Source organism: Streptomyces formicae (genome assembly GCF_002556545.1).
Lineage (GTDB): Bacteria > Actinomycetota > Actinomycetes > Streptomycetales > Streptomycetaceae > Streptomyces > Streptomyces formicae_A.
The window spans coordinates 7,233,079-7,259,549 of record NZ_CP022685.1 but is presented as its reverse complement, the minus strand read 5'-3'; the positions used below and the strand labels follow the sequence as shown (position 1 = coordinate 7,259,549).

Genomic DNA, 26,471 nt, shown 5'->3' with positions numbered 1-26,471 from the left:
CCTCGGCGTTTCGACCACGGTAGTGCTCAGTCGACGAGCGCGGCGAGGCGTCCCCGGATGCGTTCTCGTTCCTTCTTCAGCTCCCGGAGGCGGACGTGGCCGGTAGCGGTCGTGCGCGCTTCCTCGCGCCAGTGCCGTTGAGCCGCCGTCCATTCCGGTTGGGCGAGCTGCCAGAGGGCCCATGCGACGGGTTCTCGCAGGGGCTTGGTGAGTGTCTTGCCGGTCGTGCTGCGGTGCCGGACGTCGAGGTTCTGCTGGGTGCCGAGGTATTGGCAGGCCATATAGAGATCCTCGGCCTGCAGGACTCGGGCGGAGGGGATCTCACCCGCGGTCTGGAGTAGGTCGGCGATGATCCGAACCGGCTCGGGGGCAGGGATGCAGGCGGCGGCCAGGTTGGCCAGCAGCAGGCTGTTGATGCTCGGGGTGGTGGGGCGCATGATTCGGCCCTCCTCCCGGATGCGGGCGGCCCATTCGGCTGCCTCGATCTGCGGCTGTTCTCCGGTGAGTTCGGCGATGTGCTCGTCGACCAGTTCCGCGGAGCCGGGGCGGGTGTCGCCGTCGAGGTGGGTCCAGAACGGCTTTCCGGCTCCCCAGGCGAGGGTGCGGGTGGTGACCATCGCCTCCCAAGTCCGGGCGACCAGCGATGCGTCCTCGCGCGGGTCGGCGTCGTGCCTCTCGGGCGACATTCCGCTCATGCCACCGGGCCGCAGCCCGGGGGCGAAGGTAGGAAAGCGGAGCTTGCGCCGGATCTCGCCCAGGTTTTCCTTGACGAGGTTGTCGAGGTTGCAGCCGGTGGGAAAGGGGCCGCCGCGGACGCGGTGGGCAAAAGCGAGGGTGTCGATCGTGTGAGCTGGGAGGTGTGCCTGTTCGCGGATGCGGAACAAGCTGCCCTCGGCCCCCTGACACGATGGCCTGTGTGAGCGGGAACGAGGATGCGCTGGGGACGGGCGGTGTAGGAGTTGAAAGCCGCGCAGACTGCCACACCGAGCTTTTCGCAAGGCACGGCGGGCAGGCCCGGCTCCAGGTCGGCATCATCCATTCGCGGCCGGTCACGCCCCTCAAGGATGCCCCCCCGGGACAGCTCGAGGCCGGCCAGGTCCAATGCGGTCCGGTCGTACCGAGCAAGCCGTGTCTGCCGTAGTTCACACGCCGTCAGCCCGGTCGCAGGCCGCTGAGGCTGGCCGGGGATACCGAAGAACTTCGGGCGCGTGATGGACATCCCGTTTCGGCACTCCAGCCTCAGCGCGTGCGTCCGTTTCGCCACGGTTTCCATCGTGGCTGGTCAAGCAATCCGGCCACCGTTAGTTCCGGTAACATAGTTTTGTGTCTATTTGTCCGCAAGGTTAAGTATCTTACTTTTGAAACCGCCTAATTTTGCTGGAGCTCAAACCAGACCACCTTGCCCGTGCTCAGCCGCGCCGCACCCCAGCGCTGTGACAGGAAGTTCACCAGGTACAGGCCGCGCCCGCCCTCGTCCGTCGCCCGCGCCTGCCGCAGCCTGGGCAGCTGCGGCACGTCGTCGCCGACCTCGCAGCGCAGCACGTCGGTGCGGAGCAGGCGCAGCGTGACAGGGAGGGAGGCGTACCGCACGGCGTTGGTGACGACCTCGCTGACCAGCAGCTCCACCGAGTCCGTCATGTCCTCCAGGCCCCAGCGCACCAGGGCGCTGCGGGCCAGCCGACGGGCCCGGGACGGCGTCGCGTCCTCGGGTTCCAGGAACCAGTACGCCACGTCGCTGGGCGCGATCCCGTCGAGGCGGGCGGCGAGCAGCGCGATGTCGTCGTCCCGGTCGCCAGGGCCGAGCATGTCGAGCACCTCGTCGCAGAGGGCCTCCAGGGGCGGCGGGTGGTCGGGGCCCGTCAACTGGGCGGTGGCGGCGAGCCGTTCCCGCAGCTGCTCTATGCCGGTCCACACGTCGCGCAGGCGGGACTCGACGAGCCCGTCCGTGTACAGGAGCAGCGTGGCGCCCGCGGGGGCGTCGAGCTCGACCGCCTCGAAGTCCACGCCGCCCACGCCGATCGGGGCGCCCGGCGGCACCCGGAGCACCTCGGCGCGGCCGCCCAGGTGCAGCAGGACGGGCGGCGGGTGGCCCGCGTTGGCGATGGTGATGCGGTGCGAGACCGGGTCGTAGACCGCGTACAGGCAGGTCGCCATGCGGTCCGAGCCGAGCCGCTGGGCCTGCTCGTCCAGGTGGTGCAGGACCTCCTGGGGCGGCAGGTCGAGCCCCGCGAGGGTCTGCGCGGTCGTCCGCAGCTGGCCCATGATCGCCGCCGAGGTCATCGAGTGCCCCATGACGTCGCCCACGACCAGGGCGACCCGGCTGCCGGGCAGCGGGATCGCGTCGTACCAGTCGCCGCCGACCCGCGCCGTCTCCGCGGCGGGCAGATAGCGCGAGGCGAGCCGCACGCCGGTCGGGCGCGGCAGCGTCTCGGGCAGCATCGTGCGCTGCAGCTCGTCGGCGATGTACGCCTCGCGGCCGTACAACGCGGTCCGGTCACCATCCAACGTGCTGCGGCTCGCCAGCTCCGCTGCCGCCAGTTGGCCGTCGGCTTGGGGGGCAGCAGCAGAGCTGGTCGGATGGTTGTCCCGGGTTATTTGGGACAAACCGGAAGGATCTTCGGCTGCTCGATAAGAGGAGGGTGATTGGTGTCTGTGCTGCAGCTGCGCAGGCACAATCATCACCGCCGGTTCACTGCGAGAGGCCGGGTGCGTAGGCGTCCGATATCCCATTTCTTGGGCGGCCTGCTGAACAGTGTCGTGTTCCTCATCGAGCACGACACGGGCCTTCTGCAAAGCGAGATCGACGTCGTCTAGATCCGCGTCATCGTTAGAGATCGCTTGCAATCCTGACTGAGGAACTTGAGCAGTCAGGTGCTCTACGAGGTTGGGATTATCGCCTTCTGTCCACTCCCGCAAGGTAGTCAGTTCTGCTTCCAGGCCCTGAATACGCCGTGCGGCGTGGTCGGCAACTTGTTGGGCAGTGTCCCTCTCCTGCTGTGCACGTGCCAACTGCTGCCGCAGGTCGTTTTGCTGTCGCTGCGCGCGCGATAGGCGCAGCTCCAGGTTTGTATGCACCTCCAGTTTCTTTGGCGGCACTACCTGTAGGGCGTCGACCCGACGTTTCAGCTCTGCCACCTTTGCCTGCGCCTGCCCGAGCATGGCGAAGAGAAGGGTGGCGATCTGTAGCGCCTGGGCCCGACTGCGTTCACTAGTCTCGTAGGCGTGCCGAACGACCTGCAGTTCCTGATACACCTCGATGGTGCGGTCTTTAGCTGCCAGCAGTTCGTGGGCGAGTTCCAGCTCGTGCGTCCCTTTTGCGAGCGGAGTCGGGCTGACCCGGGCTCGTTGCCATAAATCCCGTGCTGCCTGCAGACGTTGTTCGGCGCGGCCGACTGGTTCCTTAGGAAAACAGACATCGGCCACCGCCTCGACCAGGTCCCACGGCAGCACTTCACCGGACAATAGATCGCGCAGTCGGCGCAGTTCGGGCACCGCACCCGCCGTGAAGTGGTCCGGAGTGAGACGCTCATGAAGCTGCACCACAGAAATTGAGGCGCTGTCCAGCCACGACCGGATCTGTTCAACCAGTTGGTTGATCTCCAAACAAGAACCTCGCGGTGACGCCCACGGCCGCCCCGATCGTCTCCCCTTGGCGCCCACGCGCCCTCCCGCTCAGTTGTTCATCGGACAACCCCCTGTTGTCGCCGAAGAACATTCAACCTGCTCACCGGGTGGTTTTACTCGAGATCGTCTTAATCCCTTGCCGATGGAACCTCACCAAGGCGGTGCACCCGTGAACCATGGCTCCACAGCGTTCCTGCTCCTCGTGCTGGCGGTGGCCGTTCTGTTTGCCGTCGTCACAGCAGTGATCGCCTTCGGCTTGGCCCGCTGGGAGGGAGCCGCCATTCCAGCGGCCCTCTCGCGAAGTGGTGTCGCGTTTGCTGCAGCCCTGACCTTGTGCCTGACCGCGCTCGCCTTACTGAGCCGGTAGTCGGATGTCACGGGCAGGATCCTGCGGCGCCGCAGCTGTCGGCATACGACCTTGGAGGCATGCGCCTTGTCGCCCAGGACGGACTCGGGTCGTCTTCATGGTCGGCCGGGCCGTCCGGCGACGGGCGAGATGCCGTCGACCAGGTCAAAGGCCTGGGTGATGTCATTGACGTTGGCGACGGTCGTGATGACGTGCAGCAAGGTGCCCTTGCCGTCACAGATCAAGTGACGCTTACTGCCCGTCTTAGACGCCGTTTCGTTTGGCGTGATCTTGCGGCAGTCCGGGTTGATGACTGTGGAGTTGTTGAGCGGATGGCGCCGGACGGTTTATGGGAGCTGTTCGAGCGTGTGGTTCCGCCAGCGCCGGAACGCCCGCAGGGCGGTGGCCGACGTCGGCATGGGGACCGGGGGGTGTTGGCCGCCATCATCTTCGTGGCGACGTCGGGATGCACCTGGAATCAGTTGCCTCCCGGTTTCGGACCATCGGGTATGACCGCGTTCCGTCGTCTCACCGAGTGGTCCAAGGCCAGGGTGTGGGCCACACTCCACCGCCTGGTCCTGGACGAACTCGGCGCACGCGGCGAACTGGACTGGTCGCGGTACGCCATTGACTCCGTCAGCGTCCGTGCCCTCAAAAAGGGGGCCTCTGACGGGACCGAATCCGACCGATCGAGGCAAGAGCGGATCGAAAATCCACCTCATCGCCGACCGCAACGGCCTGCCCCTGTCGATCGGCATCACCGCGGCGAACCTGCCGACAGCCAGGCCCTGACCCCGCTGATGCGCGGCACCCCACCGATCCGCTCCCCCTACGGGCCAAGGCGCCGACGCCCGGCCACACTGCACGCCGACAAGGGCTACGACTTCAACTACCTACGCAACTGGCTGCGGCGACGACAGATCGTGCCCCGCATCGCGCGTCGCGGGATCGAAGCCTCCGACCGACTGGGCCAGCACCGCTGGGTGATCGAGCGAACGATGTCCTGACTGAACGAATACCGACGCCTGCACCGCCGCTACGAGCACACGCCCGAACACTCCCTCGCCTTCGTCGGTCGGCATTGCCAGCACCCTCATCTGCTACCGCCGCATCACCAAATGAAATGGCGTCTAAAGGCACGCCCCGACGAACGCGGTGAAACGGCCGGTGTCTGCGAAGTAGTTCGGGTAGGCGTCGCGCAGCTGGCTGATCCGGGCGATGTTGATGAGCACCGCGTCCAGGTTTTCGTCGTCCAATGCCTCCAGCTCGGTGATCCGGGCCTCTGCGGCGGCCAGCGTCTCGTGCACCGTCACGGTGAGCTGTCCCTCGTTCCGCAAGAGCTCGAGGGTCAGGGTGTTCCGGCGGTCCGTCTGGGCATGCTCACCCACGATCGCCGCGTAGCCCTGTAGCCGCTCCAGAACGCCGACGCTCGCCTCCAGGCACGCCAACTCGGCCGCCAATTCCTCTCGCGTTCCCTCGGCGCTGGGTACTGGAGTGGTGCCTTCCTCATACGCCATGAGGGAGCCGACCAAGACGAAGAATCTGAGCAGTTCCTCGTCGCCCTTCCCGTACTTGAGCTCGCTGCCCGAGAACAGGTCCATGGTCTCGACGGCGGTCGCCCAGGCGTGCTGGAGCTGCGTGCGAACCTGCAGCTCGATCTTCAGGCCGTGGTACTCCGTCTTCGAGGCTCCGTACTCGTACACCAGGTGAACACCCCGGTAGCCGGAGTCGCGTGGCCCCGGTTCATCACGCAGGTAGTCGTAAACCTTCGTGACGTGGTTCTTGCTCCGTGGCAATTCCTCCAGGACGCTGACCAACTTGTCCACCTCGGCGACGGTGTCGAAGACCACCCGGCAGCCCCCCAAGTCCTGCATGGTGGTCACGCTCATCGTGGGATGGCGCTTCAGCTTGTCGAGGATCGTGGGCAGGCGCTTCCGGCGCTCGGCCACGACGGCGTTCGGGTTCACGTCGAGCGCTCGCTTCCGCACGGTCATGGTCACCGCGTTCAGAGGAAAGGCATGGGCGAGACGGTAGTTGCTCAGGACCTCCCGCGCCTCTCGGATCTCCTCGGGCGTACCCGTCCCCTCCCCGATCGTCCGGCTCGCGCGTCGGACGCGTTTCTTCGAGTTCTCGGGGACCACCCACTTCTTCATGGTCGCGACCGTACAGGGCCGCGCCGACGCTCGCCTGCGGTTATCGCACCGGTCAACTCAGCGCTTTCCGCAGATTGCGGAGAACGCCCGGCGTCGGGCGCTCAGGCGGCGAAGCCGATGTTCATGCCGTGGCTCGCTTCCCGGGGCATCCGGCACCGTCTCGCCCGCAAGGGTGTCGAGTCCTCCCGGCATCTGGGCCGACACCGCTGGCTCGTGGAGCGGACCGTGTCCTGGCTGTCCGCTGCCGACGCCTGCACCGCCGCTTCGAGCGCAAGCCAGAACACTTCCTGGCCCTCACCGCCATCGCCGCGACCCTCATGTGCCACCGCAGACTCACCAAGTGAAATGACGTCTTACGCCGATCGACCGGCGACGGACCAGTCGCAGCTCCCCCTCTTTTTCGGACGTGAGAGCCGTCCATGCACGCGCGGGACTCGCCGCGTTCCTCATCTGCTATCGCCGCATGACCACGGTGAAGGAGGTTCGGCTCCCCAGCTTCGGACCGGGAGGACGCAGGACATCATGGTCCGGCACACTCTCCTCTGCGGCCTTCGCATGAACGTGGTTCTGTGGCGGAACGCATGCTCATGCGAGGGCCGTCAGCGTGCCCGGCGACTCTCCCAACAAATGAGCCCGTACGAGACGATGTTCGAGGTCAGAGGTCAAACAGCTCACTCAGTCTGGCTGCGCGTGTCCTCGGTGTGTCCACGTGGCCGTGGCGGGATCCCATTCGGAGAGGGCGGCTAGTCCCTGACGAGCTCCGTGTGCCTGCCATCTGTTGTCTTGCCAACCCACGATGGCGGCGCCGAGGTCGAAGTGGTGGCTGAGGTCGTCGAAGTTCATGACGGGGAGCAGCGCCAGTGCATCAGCGGGGATGCCAGTAGGCAGGATGATGACGACGTTGTGGTGGGTGAGGAGCAGTGGACTTCGGGTCAGACGGTTTATCACTCCGACGCGGTGTCGTCGTGTTTCGCGGCGTAGGAGGCGCCGGAGTTGCAGCCGTGTCCAGGGGCCGATGGTGTTAGCGACTCGTGTGCCCACTGTTGACGAGACGGCCTGTGCGAACGGCGCGAGCAGGGTTGCCACGATGATGGTTTGTGCGCCCTCGAGTACTCCGCCGGCTGGCTGGAATTCGTCCGCCCCCGGCCAGTGACCCTCCTTGAAGTCCATCAGGTCGAACCTGGGCTGCGGCGATGACGGGCGTGTTGCCTCGTGGAACAACAGGAGGGCCTGCCGCACTTCAGTCTGCGCGACCTGGTCAACTCGCCTTCGCACCGAATTCCTCACGCTTCGCAGTGGGCGGCACCGGGCACCCCCACAGTCCTCGGGTTCACCGATCCTACGAATGACCGGCGTAGGCCCGCGCTAGAACGGTAGGACAAGCTGAGATGATCTCGCTCTGTCAGCCGCCTGTTGGGAGACCTTGTCGATGTCTGCGTACTCGTCGCTGACCCGCGCTCTGGCGGAGGCTTTGGTCGACGTCCTCTGGTTCGTTGAGGGGTGCGACGACTACCAGATGAACCAGGATGACGCGGTCAAGGTCCTGGAGGGCGTGGCCCACCTGGTGACGCAGTTGTCGAGTGATCAGCGAATCGAGCTCATTGAAGTGCTGCACTCGATGGCCGAGGAGGAGCCGGATCCATCGCGCCGCGAATTCCTGGAGGGCTTCCCCGCGGGGTTCGGCCTCGTCGAGGAAGACTCCTGACCTCCTCCTTACTCGTAGAGCAGGACTCGCTTTCGGAGGAGCTCGAATCCTGCGCGGCTGAACATCTGCCGCTTGGCATCTTGATCCGGTTGACATGACCTTCCACGACGCCGGAGCTCCAGGGGCAGCGTGGCTCTGGTCCACTTTCTGTGGAGCCGGCCGCCATCGTGCTCGCTCGGTAGCGGCAGCCCGGATGTGGTGCAGCTCGGAGGCATCTACTTGAATCGTCCGCAGGCGCTCCGACCTCGTGCCAGCAGCCGAAGCACCTGCGGCTCGGCACCCCGGCGGAGAACCGGACCGAATGGCTGGCGCGGCGCCGCAATCCCGGCAGCCCCCTGGCCGACCTCCGCGGGCCCGCTGGCCGCTCGCGGGCCATCGGCTTGGCGATACAAGTCGGCCTGGCGCTCGGCGAATCCGGAGGGCAGATCGCTCACGGCATCCGTGTCACGGCAGCGCTCGGCAGGCCTCTGAGCCTGTGGTGACCCCCTGCGGCCTGACATCAGAACCGGCCCCAGCGCCTCGAAGAGCACGTGAGTGAAGGGGGAAGCAGCCCCAATTGACCAGCGCCCAGGGAACGTTCAGTCGAGCAAGGACACCTTTCACTCGAATGAATGAATTCACGCCGCATATCGAACAACAGAATCGACTACAGCCACTCGTTCTATTCTTACGCCACCAAATACACCATGGGTAACAGTTGTTCAACTGCGTTGGTTTTACCGGCAGTTACACCAGTACGGTCTGCTGCCCCGGACAGTCGCGGCTCACGCAAGACGCGGGACCCCCGTGAGGAGCCCGCGGCGTGGTGAAGCGGCTAGATGTCGGCCGGAGTGACTGGCGCACGCCCGCCAAGCACATGATGCTCAACCAGTTGATCGGCGAAGAGGTAGGGGCAGCCCCCCACCTGTTCAGACCCCCGCGACGCCTAGTCTGGTTCGATCTCACCGCTGGTGACGCTACGGTACCTGGCGGAGAGTACTGGAACCGGAATTGCTCACCCGGAATCCTCGCATATCAGGCTACTCGGTCGATGATCCCAGTCGAGGTCTTCCTTTACGAGATCAATCCCGTGACATACGCACGGCTACTAGCCAACCTCCGGCAGCGACTACCAGAGTTCGGGTACGCTCAGGTTGGCGATACTTGCTGGAAGTCCTTTCGGGCAACCCTGCACATCATCAATGGCAATGGCGCCGATGCGTCCGTGAGTTTGGTCAGGGGAAGCGACGCCGTCTTCGCGATCAATGATCCGAATGCGATCACCGGATGGGCTATGCGCTCAACCTTCTCCCACGAGCTAAATAGGAGTGGCGTCCGCTTCTTCCGCAGCCTAACGACCATGGGATGCAACGCCACAGGACTTAAGCGCGACAAGAAGATGAGGCCGACTCGCATCGAGTGCTTCGATCGCATGGCCGAATTCCAGAGTACCTTGCCCTCCTCTCGCGATCTATGCCTCGCCGCAGCGAACGACGACGCGCAGTGGTCGTACCTTATCGAAACCTCCGACAAGTGGCGCAACAGGACAGAGGTATTGGTCCGCAGGGCTTTCAAGCAACAAGGCCACGACGTCTCTATCACCTGGCATCGCGCAGGCGATGGCATGTTCCGAAATGAACTATTCCGGCACTTCCTCACTAAGGCAGAAATGAAAGGCATTCGCGGCAAGGAAGAGTATTGGCTAGCCGCGACGAAGGATGAGAGACTCCAGATGATCGACGCGTACAAGGAAGCCCCACCGCCCGAGCAGATGACATTCTGGCCCGACTGTGACGAGGTAAGCGACGAGGATTGTGCATGATCAAGAAGCTCGGCCCCTACCAAGTGCATTCATTCGCGGACGTATTCCCCCTACTTCAGGGCGAGGAAATGGAAGACTTGGTACTCGATATCAAGTACCACGGCCTCCGTGATCCTATTTTGCTCAACCACGACCGAACGGTCCTCCTCGATGGCCGCAACCGGTACCTCGCCTGCGAGTCTGCTGGCATCACGCCAGCGTTCGAGTCCCTGCCGGAGGATCACACGGAGTCCATGATCCTCGACCTGATCGTTTCGAAGAATGTAGCGCGACGCCAGCTCTCGGCCGGCCAGAAGGCATTTCTCGCTCTTGAGTACGAAAAGGCCTACACAGAGGAGGCCAAAGAACGTCAACGCGAAGGAGCGAGGCGAACCGCGGAACAGGTAAGCTCCCAGGTCACAGGAGCGACGCTTCTGGCCGATCAGCCAGAAGCGTCCGAACATCCTGACGATCAGACTTCCCGTGCGAGAGCCGCCCGCACGGTCGGAACCTCAGCTCGCTCTGTTCAGCGCGCCAAGACCGTCGCTGAGTACGCACCCGAGCTCGTGGACAAGGTGCGATCGGGAGAGTTGGCTCTAGACCAGGCCGAGAAGCGAGCTCGCCAGCGGCTGCGCGAGTTGCCAGAGGGGCCTCCGAGTGAGAAGCCCAGCGGGGTCCTGCTGACGCTGAGGACACACGACGGCCGGGAAGTGCCGTACAACAAACCCTCCGGAAAGTCGACGTTCAACAACCAAGTCGATGGCGAGGGAATCTCCTGGGCGCGATGGTCATGGAATCCAGTGACTGGCTGTCTACACGGATGTACCTACTGCTATGCCCGCGGGATTACCCAACGCTTCCCTCAGGTAAACCCCGTCGGGTTCGATCCTCTATTCCACCACGAGCGCCTACAAGCTCCAGCTAACACACGCATTCCTGAGGAACACCGCAACGATCCGACATGGCACCGGGTGTTCGTTTGCTCAATGGCGGACCTCTACGGTCGCTGGGTTCCCGAGGAGTGGATCCTTGAGGTCCATTCGGTCATGACCGCTAATCCTATGTGGGAATACCTTCTTCTAACTAAGTTCCCGATGCGGTACACCAAGGTCGATCTTCCACCGACTGCTTGGGTCGGCACGAGCATCGACGAGCAAAAGCGTGTACGGATCGCTGAAGACGCCTTCAGGGAAATTGACGGAGTTAAGGTAAAATGGCTCTCGATTGAGCCTCTAAGAGAGCCACTCAAATTTGACGATCTCTCGATGTTCGACTGGGTCGTAATCGGCGCTCAGACCGAGACTACTCAGGGAGCGGGTGAAGATTGTCGATTGGTTCCGAGCTTTTCTCCTCCATTTGAGTGGGTAGTGGATCTCGTGGCACAGGCTAGGGAATCAGGGTGCCGCGTACATCTGAAACCAAACCTGGTTAATGGAAAGCCTGGAATGAAACTTCCGAACGAATACCCGATCGAGGACCCTGAAGCTGCGATTTCTCCCGTAGCCCAAGAACCGAACACTTGGTACCAAGGATTGTAACCACGTCCGTCGCTCTGCCAGCCTTCGGTCGGCAGTGCGGGCAGAGCGCGGCCATCGCAACAGGGCCGACCTTATTACTGGTGTGAAACGCCGCAGAATCGCGCACCTGCCAGTTGTAAGCCATCAGTGTGGGCATCGCTGGCCAGACGGCATGCGGACTGACCATGGGTACTCCGTGGTGAAGTCGGAGATCCTTGCACAAATTCGCACACGTGATCTAGTTGAGCGTATGCGCCACTCGATCCCTGATGACCTCGTACGAACTGTGACTGAGCGCTTCAGTTGGCCCCTGAGCGCTGTACTTGGCCTAGCTGAGCGTGACGGTTGGCCTGGGCCGTTCGCGGGTGGGGCTGAGCTGAGGGCCGATGAGTTTGTGGTTCCCGGCCGGTCCAAGCTCGTGACACCTCAGGAAAGGAACCGCCATGTCGGAGCTTCTCGTCGACTTCATCACCTCCCTCGACGGCCATGCATCAGGAGAAGGATGGCCCGGGTTCTGGGGCCTGGAGGGCCCGGAGTACATCGCATGGCTCGGCGAGCAGCCCAAGGCCACCTACCTGATGGGAGCAAACACCTACCGCCTGATGTCGGGCTTCGCCGCAGGCGAGGTCCCGGATGGCCAAGACGAGTTCAGGCCCGAAGAAGAGGCGTCCGTCGACGAGCTCACGCGAGCGTCCAAGGTGGTGTTCTCCTCCTCACTAGAGGAGCCACTGACGTGGGCCAACTCCAGGCTCGTCCGCGACGATGCCGTCGAGGCGGTCCGCGCCATGAAGTCGAGTGGCTCGGGGCTCCTCAGCACGCTCGGCAGCCTCAGCCTGTGCCGGTCCCTGCTACGAGCCGGACTCGTCGACCGCTTCCGGGTCGTGGTGTTCCCGGTGATCACCGGGGCCACGGGCGAAGAACGCATTTACGATGGCTATCCGGACGTTGCTCTCGAGATGATCGAGCACCGCACCTTCGACGGCCGCATCCAGCTGGTCGAGTACAAGCCCCGCGTGCTTGAGCACCCGCCACTCGGCGTCCCTGCGTGACGTCGCCCCGTCCGCCGGTCTGGACGGCCGCCAGGCCGGCGCCGTCGGGCGAGCCATCGCAGGTCAGCCCACGCACCCCCGCCCAGGCCGCGGTCTCCGCACCCATATCTGAGACGCACCTTGGAAAACCAGGGCAAACAACACCGTTCCCATCAGTCTCAATCCCACTCGATCCGCCTCCGTCCGGCCCTGGGCGCACACGTGCGCCCAGAGCAGCGAATGTCTGCGCCCGCAACTCTTGCCCAGACGGGGCCCGAACTCCAACGGGGGGCGGTCTTCCCACGAACGGTTCACCTCCGCTCGCGCGGGAGCACTGCCGTCCAATCGGCCACGTAGGTGCAATGGGCGTCAGCGAGCGGAGGCAGCCATCCGGCAGGGTCCTTATGGGCCTTGGACCGGTTGCTCTTCGCGGTGACCGCCACCAGCGAGCGCTCGGCGTCCAGATCATTGGCGTAGTCCTCACGGTGAGCCGGGCTCCACTGGGAGGCACAAGTTGGCGGGGAGCGTCATTCGGAACGTGTCATATTCCTTTCGTGCCTGCTCCTGGACCCTGTAGAGGAAGCGCGCTCGCCGTGTGCCCTGCACCTCTTGTTGCACCCCTGAGGACCTGATTGAAGTCCTGGCCAGCGGTCGCTATGGATCTGGCGACGGGTCGGGGCTCGCCGGGAGATGCCGTCGGTGAAAGGGGAGGGGAAAGTGATGAGCAACAGGAGTCTGCCCCAGACTGAGGCCGAGGGGCGCGCGATCCTGCTGACGGTCGAGCGGTATGCCGTTGCCGTCGACCTTTCGGATCTGATGACCGGCTCGCGGGTGCGGTGCGAGTCGACGATCACCTTTACGTGTCACCGGCCCGGGGCCGAGACTGTTGTCGATTGTGCTGCGGCGGTGGAGAGCGCCACGCGCAACGGGGTCGTGCTGCGGCCGGCTGTCGAGGGCCGGATCGCGCTGACCGGGCTTGGCGAGCGCAACGTCCTCAGGGTGGTTTCGGTGACGGAGTGCTCGGCCGATGGCCGGGGTGTGCACAAGGCGGTCAATCCCTCTGACGGCGAGACGTATGTCTACACCGGCTTCAGTCCCGACTACGCCCGGTACGTGTTGAATCTGCTTCGATCAGCCGGACCTCAAGGCGCCGTGGGCGTTCACCGTGACCGCTCCTTCCGGCTGGCGGGTGCTGAGCAACAGCGGTGACCCGCAGATCGAAGACCTCGGCTCGGTGCGATGCTGGACCTTCCCGCCGACGCCGCCGCTGGCGGCGTACAACACGGTGATCAACGCGGGCCCGTACTACGAGTTGCGTCGTCGCGGAGCTGGTCATGATCTCGGGCTCTTCGCCCGGCAGTCGCTGGCTTCGGTCCTGGATCGGGACGCCGACGAGCTGTTCACCCTGACCACGCAGGGGCTCTAGTTCTTCGCCGGCAAGTTCGGTATACCGTTTCCGCAGCACAAGTACGACCAGGTCTTCACGCCCGAGTTCCCTGGCGCGTTGGAGAACTTCGGCTGCGTCACCTGGATGGACTGGTTCCTGCGCAGGACTACTCCGACCAGGGCGAAGTGGGACATCTTCTCGCGGTACCTGCTGCACGAACTCGCGCACATGTGGGTCGGCAACATCGTCACGATGCGCTGGTGGGACGACCTTTGGCTGAACGAGGCGTTCGCGAGCAACTGGGCCGTGAGCGTGACGCCGTGCACCGATGCCTGGACGGCACACCTGGCCAGCGAGAAACTCAAAGCTTATTTCATGGACCAGGGACCCATGTCGCACCCGATCCGCCAGCAGGTCCACGACGTCGCCAAGGCCGCAGCGACGTTCGACGCCATCACCTACCCCAAGGGCTCGTCCGTACTGCAGCAGCTGATGACGTACGTCGGCGAAGCGAACTTCTCCGCAGGGCTGACCAACCACTTCGCCACGCATGCCTGGAGCAACACCACGCTGCAGGACGTGATCGATGCGGTTGCCGACGCCAGCGGGCGTGACCTGGACCACTGTCGTGCGGGATGGCTGGAAACAGCGGGCACCGACCGGCTGACTCTCGGCCACGACACAGACGGGTTTGCCCTGGTCTCTCAGGGTCCGGGGGGCCGGCCGCGCCCGCATGTGCTTGCCGTCGGCGCCTACGAGCGTTCCGGGAACCACCTTGAGCGCATGGCACTCGTCGAAGTCGAGGTGGCGGGCGAACGGGCCCGGCTCGACCTGCCAGCAGGAGGGGACCTGTATCTGGTCAACGATGAAGACCTGACCTTCGCCTCGACGAGACCTGACGCCACGACCAGAGACGCGTTCTTCCGTAACGCCGCCCGCCTGCCCACCGCGACCGCGTGGGGTATCGCCGTCACCACGGCCTGGGACATGCTGAGCAACGGCGAAGCGACAGCCGCCGAAGCCGTGCAGCGCCTGACCGTAGTGCTCGCTGTCGAGACGTCCGCATCGGTGATCGAGCCGTATCTCAACCTGGCTGTCGAGGCTGCAGATCTGTGGAGCTCGGAGTCGGAGCGGGACGAGTTGCTGCGAGCAGTGGCTGCGGTGTGCCGTGGCCTCTCCGGCGTCGGCGCCTACCGCAAAGCGGCGTTGCGCGGCTTCGCGCGCACTGCGGCCGGGGTGGAGGAGGTGGCATGGCTCCAGGCCGAGGCCGGGGAGGACATCGATCTCCAGTGGCGAGCACTGGTTCGCAAGGCTCAGCTCGGGAGCCCGACCGCAGCCGAGGCACAGGCGCTGCTCGACTGCGACCCGGATCCCGATGCGTGGGTCAGCAGGCTCCAGGTCCACGCGGCGACCCCGGACGCGGCCGAGAAGAATGCGGTCTGGCAGACGCTGGCGAACGACCGTGCAGTGCTTCTCGCTTCGGTCCACTCAGTCGCGACGCCGTTCTGGAGCGCCGGTCAGGACGACTTGCTCAGGCCCTACGCTGAGGTCTACCTCGATCTCGTGCAAACCATCCACCGCAGCGGAACTGTGCCGGCGCGGACCTACACCAAATGGCTTTTCCCGGTGTTCGGTATCGACCTGACTTTCGTCGGACGAGCGGAAAAACTGGCGGCACAGGTTGTCCCGGTCCTCCGCACGAATCTCCTGGACCGAGCCGACCGCATGCTGCGCTCCCGCGGCTGAAGGCTTTCCAGCCCGGTCCACCGCTCGATCTGCAATCGATACCAGCAGAATCCGCTTCACGTCTTCGGCGGTGTGGCCATGCGGGCTTGGAGGTAGGCGGTCCAGTCCGTGCTGGCGCGCCAGTGCCAGTGCACCGCGGTGACCGGGTGCAGGCCGAGCATTGGTCCCAGGACGGCTGCGGGCAGGTCCTGGGCGAGGGCGATCAGCGCGGTGGTTGCGGCGAGGGTGGGCAGTGCGAGGAGCGCGGCGGGCGCGGGGGCGGTGTGGGTGGCTGCTCGCGCGTCACCCGCTCGGATGGATCAGTCGTACTGGAGGAACGACACAGCAACTGCGGTTGGGGAGGTGCTCGATGACCGGGACAAAAGGTGGCGTCACTGGTACCTCCGAGTCCGGCAGCCGTCACCAGGAATAGCCATCGAGTACGTCCCTCGCGTGCTCCTGGAACGTTTCTAGCTGGTCAATGGCCTCGGTTCGCGCCCGGGTCATCCACGTAGTGGCGCCCTCGTTAGTGCGTCTCTCGCGGAGCCCAATCAGGCCTTTGTGCCAGGTGTCCAGGCTTCGAACCAAGTCTGTACAGGAGTCAGCCACGGGTTCAGGACCTTCGAGGAAGATCAGGTTCGCAGCACGACGGACCGCACCGAGGGCTTCGTGGGCCGCCTCATACGACTGCCGCAAATCGGAGGGTGTAGGCCCGAGGGCAAGGTCCCGTGCCGCATCGATTGCGAGGATGCAGTCAGCTACCGCTCCCAAGAGGGCTGCGTAGGCGTCCCGCCGTACCTGCCTCCGCCAGTGCTCGTTCTGAGTCCGTGCTTGATTGCGTCCTGTGATCGCAGCCGAGCCGAGCGCGCCTCCTGCCCCAACGGCTGCTCCGAGCACGGCCGCTATGGCGCCGACGAGTGCCGCATCTCCCGCATCCATGTTCGACATTCTGTCGGCTATCCACAGGCGTGCGCAGGGGCTTGGTGATCCGCCATACCGTGCTGCTCCTGTAGATCACAAGAGGGCGTTATGCACAGGGTGGATCTCCCGCCCACCGGGGACGAGGTACTGACCGCGCTGCCGGACAACATGCACGAGGAATTGCTCGCGCTCATCGACGAAGTGGCCGACGGGCGGGAACGCGGCGCCGAGCCAATGGCGACGGCCAACGCTGTGCTCCGAGGGCAGTGTTGGTTCGCCTACGTAGTGGCAGGTGGAGTGTTCATCGTCCTCGACGCAGGAACCGTGCTGCGACGAGCACGACCAGCACTTCGGGATCTCGGAGGGAGCCCACAGGGCAGTGAGAAGGTAGTCAGAACGTTCGCGACAGACGCGAATCGCTGTAATGTTGCGCATGTGTATTGGGTACCCAAGTGCCCGCGAAGGGCCCGGCCCGGCTCCACACCAGGTCAGGCCCTCCATACAGTAGTTCACGAGCCCGGTCGCCCTTGAAGAGGCCGGGCTCGCTGCGTTCCAGCGCCCGACTGCTCCCGGTGCTCATGCGTGGGCCTCGCTACTGCACGAACTGGCCCACTGCGGCGATAACCGCCACCAGCAGACCTACAATGGCCAGTCCAACCTGCCACCTCTCGGGGTCGGTCCAACGCCTGTGCAGCTCCGGCTTGTTCGGTTCCACCACTCGCTCCTCCAGCTCTTCCCGTGGTGCCCTGACGGGCCCGCCAGGGCCAACCGCCTTACCCTGTGCAGAACTTCATGAGGGTGACGACGGCGCCTAGAAGGAAAGGTCTGGTGGAACGCCCGTCATCTTACTGACACTTGGGACCGTTCCCGGCTGAGATCTATCCCTTCGGACAAATCTTGTTCAGGATGCGAGGCCGACCAGTTGATCACCCCAGGGGGGACTAGCAGGTGAGCGACTTGCAGAACGGCGCTGCGTAGCTCGCCCTTCCCGCAGCTTCCGATGCCGCTGGCACGTCCGATTCCCCCATCTGTGGCCCGCCCGTTCGTGGGTCGGAGGGCCTCTGATAGTCGGTACGTGTCGTACAGTGACGTCCGATCAATGTCTTCTGCGTGGCTCGTTCGGGTGGATCTTCGGTGAGGTCAGCGACTCGGAATCCCGGACACTGAACTCAGGTGTATGGATGTGAAGTTAGAAGCTCCTCAAGGACACACACCGCGCGACACCCACGCATCCCTGCTTGCACCACGCCCCGACCCATGGCACATCAATCGCCAAGTCCGGCGTGCCCGGACACAGAAGCCCCGCCAAGCGCGGGGCTCACGCATATCCCCCCAGCCCCACCCGCCCGGGCATGATGACCCCTCCAGCACCACATCCCAGGGGGGATCCATGAACCACCGCACCACCGCCGCGTTACTCTCCACGGCCGCCCTCGCCCTCACCGCCTGCTCGTCCAGCGACAGCAGCAACGACGAGCCCGAGGCCAAGCCCAAGGCCAGCGCCCCGAAGAAGCCGACCGGACCCACCGCGAAGCAGGCCGCGGCCCAACTCGCCGAGGCCACGAGCGTAACCACGCTCGGCGAACCGACGGACAACACCGGCTCGTGCTCGAACAAGGCCGCGGGCAAGGAGCCGAGTCCGAAGGACTGCTCGCAGCTCATCACCACGGACACCGTGAGCCTCTACGAGTTCCCCTCTGTCAAGGTCGCCGATCAGTGGACGACCAGCCGGAAGGAGATCGACAAGACGTGACGGCAGGTCGACCGCTATGCCCTCTCCTGGACTGCCAGAGATCAGGCGCTCACCTCCGAGGAGCGCCGCGCCGAACTGGAGAAGGCACTCGACAAGATCACCAAGCCCTGACATTCCCCGGCCGAAGCCCCATCGCCCACCAGGCAGGGGGCTTCCTCTCGTCCGGAGGCTCACCCCATGACGGAACTCACCACCGCCCAACGCCTCGCCGCCTACCGCGACGAACTCCACGAAGCCCAATTCCCCACCCCCCTCGTCGACGCCCTCATCCGCGACGCCGCCCACCACCCCCACCACGAGGACGACGGCCTCACCATCGCCGCCGACCTGGAGGACGACAACACCCCCTGCACCGGCGTCATGCACGTACGCCTCGTACCCCACCTCGAACGCGGCGCCATGGCCGAGGCACTCATCGAGATACAGGAACGGGCCCTCCAGGCGTACCCCCTCGGGCTACACCCCCACCCCGCCCCCCGCCCTTCCCCGGGTAGCCCTCCGATGCCCACCAGCGCACACCATGGGCAGGACGCGACGACAAGGCCGCGCGCTACGGCATCAGCTCAGGCAGGTGGGCCACCCTCAAGTGCAAGGTCACCGCGCACGATCACGGCTGTTGCTATCGATGCGGGGCCGACCAGGCGGACGCCGGACCCGACGACGACCCGTTCGTCCTCGACCACGTCATCCCGATCAGCGAAGGTGGATCACCAACTGTGACTGAGCGCGCTACTTGGCCAGTGGGCGCGACAGTTGGCCGCATTGGCACTCGATTAACCCCTGGCGCCCCTCGGGCGTGCGGCCTGGGCCGTCGTCCACGGCCAGCGGATTCGGCCCGCCGAAGGAGTGACCGTCTGGAGATGGCGCGACCGTACTGGCCGGCGGCAAGGCCCGGCCCGACCTCGGGCCGCTGTTCTACGAGCCGACGATCCTGGCCGATGTGACCCCGGAGATGACGTTGTTCGACCACGAGACGTTCGGCCCAGTCGTGTCGATCTACCGCTGTCGGACGGTCGACGAGGCGGTGGCGATGGCCAACGCCACGCGACTGCTCCGCCTCGCCTGCGAGAGGAGCCGACCGTGATTGATGCTCCGACCGAGCGGCAGGTGCAGATCCTTCGGTGCATGCGGGAGGTGATCGCCGAGAGGAGCGAGGCCCCGACTCTGACGGAGATCGCGGCGCGAGTTGGCCTCTCCGGCAAGTCGGCCGTGCACTACCAGCTGGGCCGCCTCCAAAAGCTCGGCATGGTGGCCCGAGACGACCACCGACGCAGGGCATACCGGGGGCCTGAGCGGGTTAACCACAGGCTCGGGCTCGATCTCCCCAGCCTCGACACCGTGACGCCCCCATTGATCACAAGGAGGCGATATGCACTGGGTGACCCTCGCTCGACGAGCTGACGGCGTCCTCGCCGGTTTACCCGTTTAGGCGGACGAGCACGTCCTGGTGCTCACCGATACCGTCGCTGAAGACCCGGAACAGTGTTCGGCGGCAACACCGCACTGATACCGGGCCGCCCCGCCCGCCGACCCCCTAGGCGACGACGCAGAGAGTCACCAGCAATCAAGCAGGCGACAGGGGGAGCGACCTCCTCCGATTGTGGAGATTTCCGGAATGGCAGACGGCTCCGCCTCCTCGTTGCGCGCCATACGCGCGTTGTAGCGCGCTGAGCGCGCAATGCAAAGTCACTTATGCCGTTACGTGGGGCAAGCGGTGACCTTAGGGCGATTTCGGGAAGTGGGCTCTCCGTCTCGACCGCAGGGCATATCGTCGGTTCTGCGATGTCGGACTGTCTGACGCGTGCAACTTCAAGCGCTGGCGCATGAGTTAGTGGCTATGCCACTCAAGCAGCGCATTGGAGGTACACATGGATGACGAGAAGTCTCGCGACAGAAGGAAGGGACCAGCAAAGGTCTTGATCGCCTTCCTGTCAGCGTTGGCCACCCGGGCTGTTGCCGACTGGTTCAACGACTGGAGGAGGCGCCATGGCCTGTAGCCGGTCCCTCTTTACCCTTCACTGACCGCAAAAGCGGTCAATTGGGTGGGTCTCGAGAACCCACCCGCATGGGGCCGGCCTGCCAGGGCGCGGCCCCACTCTCTTGTCGGCAACCGCAAACTATGTTTCTGCGATTTCCCACTCGATGGGAGTGCGTCAAGTTATTAGGATCACCGTCTCCAGCACTGTACTGGCTCCTCCCCGCGCACGCGGGGGTGTTCTCAACTTCTGTGCCAGACGATCTGACAGATGGAGGCTCCTCCCCGCACCCGCGGGGAGGTTCTGTAGGCCACTGCACCACGTGGTGCACTGCTACCCGCTGACGGGGGGGGCGCCGACGAGTGTCCCAATTTTGGGACACTCGCGGCGGTCCATGCCTATGTGGGTGTCGCCAGCTCCACGCAGACACGCCAATCAGTGTCCGAGCGCTCGGACACTTCCTGGAGCTTGACCGATAGATCGGTAGCGCGCGTCGAGCTACTGCCCATCCAGGTGCTGCTCAGTCAACACGTACGTGGGTGACCCGGGCGAGCTCTACCTGAACAATCGCTCCACCGCCCGGCTGGAAGACCGGCAGCTGAAAGCCTGCTTCATGAGACTGGCGATCAGGCATCAGCTCGCACCCCGTCGAGGTACGGATTCTGCGAACGAACCTTCAGGGCCTTCGCGCAGGCCTGCTCGTACGCCCTCCTCACAGCAGCTCTGTTGATGCCGCGAACGTGGGCCTCGGTGTTGCCGTTAGGACGGAACTCAATCCGGTATTCGGCAGCCTTCGTGGTGAAGCTGTCGGGTTCGAATTCCCATGCCCAGCGGCTGCTGACGGGGAGCGGCCCGTACGAAAGGGCGCCGTCTGGCGTGTACGAGGCCAGAGCGGCGTGAGCGAGCTGCCGGTCTGGCATCCGGGTCACACTGGCCCACCTCCGGTCCATCGCTCGCGTTCCTCCGGACCTACGGCTCCATGGGCCGCGACTTTGCTCTCAGGCCATCCTTCGACGCGTATGGCGTCCATCTCGTCTTCGTAGTCGTCGTTCCACTGATCGGCGACGTCTTGAGCGTGCTGACTGTCGTCGAACGGGACTTCGCGGCCTCCAAGTGTGACAACAAAGACCGGTCCCCCTGCCGTACCTTGCTCCGCTATCTCGCTCGCGTCCTTCCACGAGACCTCGTCGAGGGCGGATGCTGGTGCTGGTGCGGCACCGTAGGCAAGTCTTTCGCTGCGTCCGCCAGTCCGGAGTGCGCGAGGAAGCCCGGGAGCGGGGCATTCGGGTTCATGGCCCATTCGATGGCTGTGATGACCTCGTCGTCCAGGGCATCGAGGAGGTGGCCGTAGCGGTCCACGGTCGTGGTGATGCTCTCGTGCCCCAAGCACCTCTGGATGGCGGGCAAAGGCACCTTCGCCGCGATCAGCCAGGATGCGTGGGAGTGACGGACGTCGTGCAGGCGCGGCCGCTTGGCCAGGCCGAACTTCTCGATGGCCAGCTCGATCGCGGGCATCCAGCGCAGTCGACGGAACGTTCCTGGGTCCCATCGATTGCCCTCCGGGCCGGTGAAGAGCAGGTCGTCCTGAGCTTTACCCCTAGCTCTGCGCTTGAGCTTCTGCCAGAACGCCTCGGTGACGACGACCGTGCGCCGGCTCCTCTTCGTCTTTGGGGCGCCCATGTACGCCTTGCCGTTCTCGTCGCACTGGCACGCGCGCTGAATGCTGACAGCAGGGCGGTTGTTCCGGCGGCGGAGGTCTCGCGGCTAGAGAGCGGTGACCTCACCCCAGCGGCCGCCTGTCTCTTCGAAGGCCTCGGTCAGGTCCTTGGCGTCCTCCGCTATGCACTCGAAGATCCACCCGAACTCCTGGCGTTCGAGGAAGGTCATCTCCTCTTCGAGCTCGTGGCCGTCCAGACGGGGAAGCCGGGTGTAGGCGCACGGGTTCGTGGCTCGAGGTGACGGCTCGGCATCGACTGCGGCCTGGAGGATCGCGTGGAGCAGGCCATGCGTGTTCGCGACGGTCTTGGGCTTGAACTTCGTGCGTGGCTTGCGGCCTGCCGGATCGTGCGGGGCCGCCGCTCCCGCCTGCAGGTCATTGATCCACGTCTGGACCATCTCGCGGTTGATCCCGCCTTCTCCGTCCCGGACGGAGAAGCTCTTGAACCACGGAGACATGCTCTGCTCGACCATCCGCCGATACCTGGCCTTGGTGTCGCCCTGGACACCGGTCAGCAGGCGAATCTGCTTCATGGCGAAGGGTTCGAACATCTCGTCCAAGCTCCTGAGGTGCTCGACGAAGCCCCGGCCGCGTCTCCAACCCGGGGCCAGTGCTGGCCGTGCCCGTCCACCAGGTTCTTGAAGCGCTCAGCCGCAGCCTTGTCATCGGCGGAGATCTCCGACTCGTTCTTACCCCTGCGGCTCCCTCCAGCTATCCACCGGACGTCATACGAGACGCCACCGTCCTTGCGCTCTCGCGCCACCACTCGTGCCATGACATGCACGTTGATCGAACTCCGGCGCACATACGGTGTGCACACGAGGCATCAAAAGAGCCCATCTGACCTGCGTTTCCGCAGGTCAGATGGGCTCTCAGAATGTGGCGCTTCGCCGGCCTAGTACCAGTGGTACCAGGCGTACGCCTTGAGGCTCTTCTCTCCGGTGATCCTCTTCTTGAGCGAGCGAACGATCTTCATGTGCATGCCTCCGGTCAATTCCTTTGGTACATGACTGAACGTGGACCCGCGGAGCCTGTCCGTATCCGATCAACACCTGATAAACGGGCAGGTGACACGCGATGGGGGGCATTTCCGTAGTAGTTCTCCTCCCCCCACATCGGACCACCCTGGAAGAGGGAGCCGAGCGGCTTTCCGTTGCGTCCGGGGAGGCGCGAGAGGACGGCGGTCGGGGCACGCGTGCCGATCACTGTGGCGGCGGGCGCGCGTCACAGGTCGGCGAGTGCCCCGTCCACCGTGGCGAGCAGGACGTCGCGGTCGTCCTGCACCCGGCTGAGGACGCGCAGTCCGTAGTACGTGCTCTGCACCCGGCGGGCCACCGTCCGCGCGTCACCGGTGGAGCGGATCTCGCCGGCGCGCCGCCCCGCCTCTACCACCTCGCACAGCTCGTTCTCGACCCGGTCGAAGGTGCGCCGCACCGCGGCCCTGACCTCCGGGTCGGTCCCGGCGACCTCGATGGCCGCGTTGATCGCGAAGCAGCCGCGTTCGTCGCGGACTTCATGCTCGGGCTCCCCCTCGACGGCGAGCAGCATCATGGCGCGCAGTCGTTCCTTGGCGGGGCCCGGGGCGCGCAGGACGGCGACCTGCTCGGCGGTGCTGGTGTCGTAGTAGTGCTGGAGGGCGCGCAGGTACAGCTGGCGCTTGCCGCCGAAGGTGTTGTAGAGGCTGGAGGGGCCGAGGCCCGTGCTGTCGCACAGGTCCCGCGTCGACGTGCCCTCGTACCCGTGGCGCCAGAACGTCTCCATGGCGGCACTGACGACACGGTCCTCGTTGAACTCTCGTGGCCTGGCCATGGCTCCACCGTAAACGTTTTGGAACACGCTTACAAAACGTCACCTCACTCCACGGCGCCGACCGCCTCGATCTCGATCAGCCACGCGGGGTCCGCGAGAGCGGCGACCTGCACGAAGGACTCGGCGGGGAAGGGTGCGACGTAGAACTCGGCGCGCAGCCGGGCGAAGACGTCCTGGTGGGCCATGTCGGTGACGAACACCGTGAGCTTCACGGCCCGGTCGATGCTGGACCCGGCGCGGCCGAGGACCGTGGAGACGTTGGCGAGTGCCTGCCGGGCCTGGGCCTCGAAGTCCCCCGCGCCGACGGTGGCGCCCTGCACGTCGACCGGCGCCTGCCCCGAGGTGAAGACCAGGTCACCGACGCGGATGCCGAGCGAGATGCCCGCCGACTCGTACCAGTCGGGGTCGGCGGTGACACGGGTGCGGCCGGGCCGCTCCTCGGCGCTCACGCCTCCGCCCGCACGGACTCACGGGCGACCCGCGCCACGGGCGTCGGCGCCGACGGACCTCCGCGTTCCGCCCGCTGGAGCCGCGCGGCCCAGAGCACGCCGAGCACCCCCGCCCCGGCCAGCGCGGCGCCGACCCAGGCCACCGACGCGTAACCGAACCCGGCGTCGATGGTCAGGCCGCCGAGCAGCGGGGCCACCGTGTTGCCGACGTTGAACGCGGCCGTGTTCGTGGCGCCGACCAGTGTCGGAGCGCCCGGCGCGAGGGTGAACACCCGTGACTGCAGGGCGGGGTTGGTGACGTAGCCGACGAATCCGAGCAGGAGGACGAGGGCGATCACCACGGCCGTCACCTCGGCCGTCAGGGCGAGGAGTACGGAGAAGAGCACGAGGCCGCCGAGCCCCAGACCGAGCGTGCCGAGCGGACTGGCCTCGGCGGTACGCCCACCGACCACGATTCCCGCCAGTCCACCGACCCCGAACAGCGCGAGGATCGCGGGCACCCAGCCCTCGGAGACTCCGCCGACCTCGGTCAGCAGGGCCGCCAGATAGCTGAAGGTGACGATGACCGCCCCGAAGGCGAAGGCCGTGATGGCGTACGAGAGCCAGAGCTGCGGCCGCGCCATGCCGCGCAACTCGGCCCTGACGGAGGGGCGTTCACCAGCGCCGCGTTCGCCGTTTCCGCCGCGTCCACCGTTTCCGCTACGTACGCCGCGTCCGCCGTTTCCGCCGGGAACGAGGATCAGGGTGCAGACGAGGCTGACCACGGTCGCCGCGGCCACCGCCCAGAACGCGGCGCGCCAGCTGGAGACCTGGCCGAGCAGCGTACCCGCGGGGACGCCGACGATGGTGGCGAGCGTCAGGCCACCGGCGACGACGGCGACCGCCCGCGCCTTGGCCGACGCGGGGACGAGCGCGACCGCGGTGGCCACGGCGACGCCCCAGTACCCGGCGTACGCGAGGGCGCTGATCACGCGCGTCACGAACAGGACGGCGTAGCCGGGCGCGAGGGCGCCGACCACATGGGCCACAACGAAGGCGGCCTGCAAGGAGACGAGCGCCGTACGCCGCGGCCAGCCGAGCGTGGCGACGGCGAGCAGCGGGGCGCCGACGACCATGCCGATCGCGAAGGCCGAGATGAGCAGTCCGGCGTCGGGGATCGAGACCCCGAGGTCGTCGGCCATGCCGGGAAGGAGGCCCGAGAGCATGAACTCCGAGGTCCCTTGGGTGAAGATGCCGAGCCCGACTATGTACACCGCTGGCGGCATTGAGGCGGTCCTCCCTCTCGCGGCGCCCGCCCCGCCCTCTTTTGGAGCGGACGCTTCAGAACTGACGGAGAGGGACGCTAGCACATTTTGGATCGTTCGCTTCAGAATGAGTCGGGCGCGAGTCGCCAGAGCGAGGTGACCTCGGCCGCGCGGGCGGCATGCAGCGGGTCGGCGGCGTCCGCCGCGCGCGGGTGACGCGGCACGGTGTCGAGCCGGTCGACCACCCGCAGCCCCGCCGCCGCGATCTCCCCCAACAACGCCTCGCGCGAGCGGAGTTGCAGGCGCTCGGCCAGATCCGAAAGAACGAGCCAGCCCTCACCGCCCGGCACGAGACGGGCCGCGAGTCCGCCCAGGAAGCCGGACAGCATCGCGCCGCCGGGGTCGTACACACCCTGCTCGACGGCGGAGGTCGGACGCGCGGGCAGCCACGGCGGATTGCACACGACGAGCGCGGCGCACCCCTCGGTGGGGAAGAGCCCTGGCGCCGCCACCTCCACCAGCCCTTGCAGGCCCAGGAGTTGAGCATTCTCCCGGGTGCAGGCGAGGGCGCGCGGGTTGATGTCGGTGGCCACGACGCGGTCGAGTCCGCGGCGGGCAAGTACCGCGGCGAGCACGCCCGTTCCGGTCCCGATGTCGAACGCGGTACGCGGGCGGGGCGCGTCCCGCCCGGCGGCGACCGGCAGCAGGGCCCGCGCCACCAGGTCGACGTACTCCCCTCTGACCGGCGAGAACACTCCGTAATGCGGATGGATCCGCGCCCCGCCGAGGGCGGGCACCGGCACCCCCTTCACGCGCCACTCGTGCGCGCCGACCACGCCCAGCAGTTCGCGCAGGGAGACAGCCGTCGGCCCGCCGGGCGGACCGTACGCCGCGCGACAGGCGGCCCGCACGTCGGGCGCCCTGCGCAGCGCCAGGCCCCGTCCTCCCACCGGGTCGCACTCCCCCACCAGGTCGTACTCCCCGTCGAGGAGCACGAGCAGCATGCCGAGCACCCGGGCGCGGTGGCCCCTGGCGCGGCGATGCTGGTGGAAGGCGTCCGCGGGCGTGCGCCCCGGCGGCGGGGGCTTCCTGTCGACGCGGCGCGCCATGGCGGCGAGCAGGTGCCGGGCGCCGTGGAAGTCCCCGCGCCAGAGCAGGGCGGTGCCCTCGCAGGCGAGGCGGTGGGCGGTGGCGGCCTTGGTCGTGTCATCGGCCACGACGACGCGCCGAGGCGCGGCCGCGCCGCTCTCGGAGTGCCAACGGGCGGAGAAAACAGGGTGGTTGGTGTCGCTGTCGGTCCACTCGATGCGGGCAGGCATCGGCATGGGGACTCCTCG

General features: G+C 65.9%; 24 protein-coding genes and 4 pseudogenes. 14 read left to right on the top strand and 14 right to left on the bottom strand.

Annotated features, from left to right (window positions below):
• Nucleotides 1-26: 26 nt before the first annotated feature.
• Entirely contained in the window at nucleotides 27-884 is an 858-nt protein-coding gene (locus KY5_RS31715) for a hypothetical protein (protein ID WP_098245423.1), read from the bottom strand.
• A gap of 484 nt (nucleotides 885-1,368) precedes the next feature.
• Nucleotides 1,369-2,547: pseudogene (locus KY5_RS31710) on the bottom strand (SpoIIE family protein phosphatase); the annotation flags it as partial.
• Between the two features lie 1,246 nt (nucleotides 2,548-3,793).
• On the opposite strand from KY5_RS31710, the gene KY5_RS31700 reads away from it, so the two are divergent.
• Entirely contained in the window at nucleotides 3,794-3,991 is a 198-nt protein-coding gene (locus tag KY5_RS31700) for a hypothetical protein (RefSeq protein ID WP_098245421.1), read from the top strand.
• Nucleotides 3,992-4,086: 95 nt separating this feature from the next.
• Here the strand turns inward: KY5_RS31700 and KY5_RS43280 are convergent, their stop codons facing one another.
• Nucleotides 4,087-4,191 carry a hypothetical protein gene (locus KY5_RS43280; protein WP_418952886.1) on the bottom strand — a complete coding sequence of 35 codons (105 nt, stop codon included), beginning with the start codon at nucleotides 4,189-4,191 and terminating at the stop codon, nucleotides 4,087-4,089.
• A 111-nt stretch (nucleotides 4,192-4,302) separates the two neighbouring features.
• Here KY5_RS43280 and KY5_RS31695 point away from each other — a divergent pair, with 111 nt between their 5' ends.
• Nucleotides 4,303-4,977 carry an IS5 family transposase gene (locus KY5_RS31695; RefSeq protein WP_418952831.1) on the top strand — a complete coding sequence of 225 codons (675 nt, stop codon included), beginning with the start codon at nucleotides 4,303-4,305 and terminating at the stop codon, nucleotides 4,975-4,977.
• Between the two features lie 123 nt (nucleotides 4,978-5,100).
• Here KY5_RS31695 and KY5_RS31690 read toward each other — a convergent pair whose 3' ends face one another.
• Nucleotides 5,101-6,123, bottom strand: coding sequence for a RelA/SpoT domain-containing protein (locus KY5_RS31690; protein WP_098245420.1), 1,023 nt, complete (start codon nucleotides 6,121-6,123; stop codon nucleotides 5,101-5,103).
• Between the two features lie 129 nt (nucleotides 6,124-6,252).
• Here KY5_RS31690 and KY5_RS31685 point away from each other — a divergent pair.
• A pseudogene (locus KY5_RS31685) lies at nucleotides 6,253-6,467 on the top strand (IS5/IS1182 family transposase); the annotation flags it as partial.
• A 331-nt stretch (nucleotides 6,468-6,798) separates the two neighbouring features.
• On the opposite strand, the gene KY5_RS41940 reads toward KY5_RS31685, so the two are convergent.
• Complete coding sequence (locus KY5_RS41940; RefSeq protein WP_159072636.1) at nucleotides 6,799-7,293, bottom strand: hypothetical protein; 495 nt, start codon at nucleotides 7,291-7,293, stop codon at nucleotides 6,799-6,801.
• 259 nt (nucleotides 7,294-7,552) lie between these two features.
• Between KY5_RS41940 and KY5_RS31675 the strand changes: the two genes are divergently transcribed.
• The 4 genes from KY5_RS31675 to KY5_RS31655 all read left to right on the top strand — a co-directional run bounded on the left by KY5_RS31675 (nucleotide 7,553) and on the right by KY5_RS31655 (nucleotide 12,174).
• Entirely contained in the window at nucleotides 7,553-7,828 is a 276-nt protein-coding gene (locus tag KY5_RS31675) for a hypothetical protein (RefSeq protein ID WP_098245418.1), read from the top strand.
• A gap of 1,030 nt (nucleotides 7,829-8,858) precedes the next feature.
• Complete coding sequence (locus KY5_RS41935; protein WP_159072635.1) at nucleotides 8,859-9,629, top strand: hypothetical protein; 771 nt, start codon at nucleotides 8,859-8,861, stop codon at nucleotides 9,627-9,629.
• Nucleotides 9,626-11,146 (top strand): DUF5131 family protein, encoded by a 1,521-nt coding sequence (locus KY5_RS31660; protein ID WP_098245416.1) that lies wholly within the window; start codon nucleotides 9,626-9,628, stop codon nucleotides 11,144-11,146. The genes KY5_RS41935 and KY5_RS31660 overlap by 4 nt, the downstream gene beginning before the upstream one ends.
• 422 nt (nucleotides 11,147-11,568) lie before the next feature.
• Entirely contained in the window at nucleotides 11,569-12,174 is a 606-nt protein-coding gene (locus KY5_RS31655; protein ID WP_098245415.1) for a dihydrofolate reductase family protein, read from the top strand.
• Nucleotides 12,175-12,488: 314 nt separating this feature from the next.
• Here the strand turns inward: KY5_RS31655 and KY5_RS42755 are convergent.
• A pseudogene (locus KY5_RS42755) lies at nucleotides 12,489-12,662 on the bottom strand (HNH endonuclease); the annotation flags it as partial.
• Nucleotides 12,663-12,873: 211 nt separating this feature from the next.
• On the opposite strand from KY5_RS42755, the gene KY5_RS42750 reads away from it, so the two are divergent.
• The 7 genes and pseudogenes from KY5_RS42750 (at nucleotide 12,874) to KY5_RS31625 (ending at nucleotide 19,340) form a co-directional block, all read left to right on the top strand.
• Complete coding sequence (locus KY5_RS42750; RefSeq protein ID WP_234362954.1) at nucleotides 12,874-13,362, top strand: hypothetical protein; 489 nt, start codon at nucleotides 12,874-12,876, stop codon at nucleotides 13,360-13,362.
• Complete coding sequence (locus KY5_RS42745; RefSeq protein WP_234362953.1) at nucleotides 13,319-13,579, top strand: hypothetical protein; 261 nt, start codon at nucleotides 13,319-13,321, stop codon at nucleotides 13,577-13,579. Before KY5_RS42750 ends, KY5_RS42745 begins: the two co-directional genes overlap by 44 nt.
• A gap of 21 nt (nucleotides 13,580-13,600) precedes the next feature.
• Nucleotides 13,601-15,286 carry a M1 family aminopeptidase gene (locus KY5_RS31645; RefSeq protein WP_234363246.1) on the top strand — a complete coding sequence of 562 codons (1,686 nt, stop codon included), beginning with the start codon at nucleotides 13,601-13,603 and terminating at the stop codon, nucleotides 15,284-15,286.
• A 2,290-nt stretch (nucleotides 15,287-17,576) separates the two neighbouring features.
• Nucleotides 17,577-17,939, top strand: coding sequence for a hypothetical protein (locus KY5_RS31640; RefSeq protein ID WP_098245414.1), 363 nt, complete (start codon nucleotides 17,577-17,579; stop codon nucleotides 17,937-17,939).
• Nucleotides 17,940-18,116: 177 nt separating this feature from the next.
• Entirely contained in the window at nucleotides 18,117-18,659 is a 543-nt protein-coding gene (locus KY5_RS31635; RefSeq protein ID WP_098245413.1) for a hypothetical protein, read from the top strand.
• 142 nt (nucleotides 18,660-18,801) lie between these two features.
• Nucleotides 18,802-18,984, top strand: a pseudogene (locus KY5_RS31630) (aldehyde dehydrogenase family protein); the annotation flags it as partial.
• A 35-nt stretch (nucleotides 18,985-19,019) separates the two neighbouring features.
• Nucleotides 19,020-19,340, top strand: coding sequence for a LexA family protein (locus KY5_RS31625; protein ID WP_324965399.1), 321 nt, complete (start codon nucleotides 19,020-19,022; stop codon nucleotides 19,338-19,340).
• 1,201 nt (nucleotides 19,341-20,541) lie between these two features.
• Here the strand turns inward: KY5_RS31625 and KY5_RS42740 are convergent.
• The 8 genes from KY5_RS42740 to KY5_RS31600 all read right to left on the bottom strand — a co-directional run bounded on the left by KY5_RS42740 (nucleotide 20,542) and on the right by KY5_RS31600 (nucleotide 26,459).
• The gene (locus KY5_RS42740) at nucleotides 20,542-20,835 is read right to left on the bottom strand and encodes a hypothetical protein (protein ID WP_234362952.1); all 294 of its coding nucleotides are present in this window, start codon (nucleotides 20,833-20,835) and stop codon (nucleotides 20,542-20,544) included.
• A gap of 235 nt (nucleotides 20,836-21,070) precedes the next feature.
• Entirely contained in the window at nucleotides 21,071-21,595 is a 525-nt protein-coding gene (locus tag KY5_RS42735; RefSeq protein WP_234362951.1) for a tyrosine-type recombinase/integrase, read from the bottom strand.
• 84 nt (nucleotides 21,596-21,679) lie between these two features.
• Nucleotides 21,680-22,183: a hypothetical protein gene (locus tag KY5_RS42730; RefSeq protein ID WP_234362950.1), complete on the bottom strand. Its 504-nt coding sequence runs from the start codon at nucleotides 22,181-22,183 to the stop codon at nucleotides 21,680-21,682.
• A 344-nt stretch (nucleotides 22,184-22,527) separates the two neighbouring features.
• Complete coding sequence (locus tag KY5_RS42725) at nucleotides 22,528-22,626, bottom strand: tryptorubin family RiPP precursor (RefSeq protein WP_234362949.1); 99 nt, start codon at nucleotides 22,624-22,626, stop codon at nucleotides 22,528-22,530.
• A 230-nt stretch (nucleotides 22,627-22,856) separates the two neighbouring features.
• Nucleotides 22,857-23,441, bottom strand: coding sequence for a TetR/AcrR family transcriptional regulator (locus KY5_RS31615; protein WP_098245411.1), 585 nt, complete (start codon nucleotides 23,439-23,441; stop codon nucleotides 22,857-22,859).
• 44 nt (nucleotides 23,442-23,485) lie between these two features.
• Nucleotides 23,486-23,890: a RidA family protein gene (locus tag KY5_RS31610; protein ID WP_098245410.1), complete on the bottom strand. Its 405-nt coding sequence runs from the start codon at nucleotides 23,888-23,890 to the stop codon at nucleotides 23,486-23,488.
• Nucleotides 23,887-25,155, bottom strand: a complete 1,269-nt coding sequence (locus KY5_RS31605) for a Cmx/CmrA family chloramphenicol efflux MFS transporter (protein ID WP_098245409.1) — start codon at nucleotides 25,153-25,155, stop codon at nucleotides 23,887-23,889. The genes KY5_RS31610 and KY5_RS31605 overlap by 4 nt, the downstream gene beginning before the upstream one ends.
• A 101-nt stretch (nucleotides 25,156-25,256) precedes the next feature.
• On the bottom strand, nucleotides 25,257-26,459 hold the full coding sequence (locus KY5_RS31600) for a methyltransferase (protein ID WP_418952830.1): 1,203 nt from the start codon (nucleotides 26,457-26,459) through the stop codon (nucleotides 25,257-25,259).
• Between the last annotated feature and the right edge of the window lie 12 nt (nucleotides 26,460-26,471).

Bases quoted from the DNA above. Each gene is read 5' to 3' on its own strand.
- KY5_RS31695 (WP_418952831.1), top strand. From the start codon at position 4,303: ATGGCGCCGGACGGTTTATGGGAGCTGTTCGAGCGTGTGGTTCCGCCA.
- KY5_RS31690 (WP_098245420.1), bottom strand. From the start codon at position 6,123: ATGAAGAAGTGGGTGGTCCCCGAGAACTCGAAGAAACGCGTCCGACGC.
- KY5_RS41940 (WP_159072636.1), bottom strand. From the start codon at position 7,293: ATGGACTTCAAGGAGGGTCACTGGCCGGGGGCGGACGAATTCCAGCCA.
- KY5_RS31675 (WP_098245418.1), top strand. From the start codon at position 7,553: ATGTCTGCGTACTCGTCGCTGACCCGCGCTCTGGCGGAGGCTTTGGTC.
- KY5_RS41935 (WP_159072635.1), top strand. From the start codon at position 8,859: ATGATCCCAGTCGAGGTCTTCCTTTACGAGATCAATCCCGTGACATAC.
- KY5_RS31660 (WP_098245416.1), top strand. From the start codon at position 9,626: ATGATCAAGAAGCTCGGCCCCTACCAAGTGCATTCATTCGCGGACGTA.
- KY5_RS31655 (WP_098245415.1), top strand. From the start codon at position 11,569: ATGTCGGAGCTTCTCGTCGACTTCATCACCTCCCTCGACGGCCATGCA.
- KY5_RS42750 (WP_234362954.1), top strand. From the start codon at position 12,874: ATGAGCAACAGGAGTCTGCCCCAGACTGAGGCCGAGGGGCGCGCGATC.
- KY5_RS31640 (WP_098245414.1), top strand. From the start codon at position 17,577: ATGAACCACCGCACCACCGCCGCGTTACTCTCCACGGCCGCCCTCGCC.
- KY5_RS31635 (WP_098245413.1), top strand. From the start codon at position 18,117: ATGACGGAACTCACCACCGCCCAACGCCTCGCCGCCTACCGCGACGAA.
- KY5_RS42740 (WP_234362952.1), bottom strand. From the start codon at position 20,835: ATGCCAGACCGGCAGCTCGCTCACGCCGCTCTGGCCTCGTACACGCCA.
- KY5_RS42735 (WP_234362951.1), bottom strand. From the start codon at position 21,595: ATGGGCGCCCCAAAGACGAAGAGGAGCCGGCGCACGGTCGTCGTCACC.
- KY5_RS42730 (WP_234362950.1), bottom strand. From the start codon at position 22,183: ATGTTCGAACCCTTCGCCATGAAGCAGATTCGCCTGCTGACCGGTGTC.
- KY5_RS31615 (WP_098245411.1), bottom strand. From the start codon at position 23,441: ATGGCCAGGCCACGAGAGTTCAACGAGGACCGTGTCGTCAGTGCCGCC.
- KY5_RS31605 (WP_098245409.1), bottom strand. From the start codon at position 25,155: ATGCCGCCAGCGGTGTACATAGTCGGGCTCGGCATCTTCACCCAAGGG.
- KY5_RS31600 (WP_418952830.1), bottom strand. From the start codon at position 26,459: ATGCCGATGCCTGCCCGCATCGAGTGGACCGACAGCGACACCAACCAC.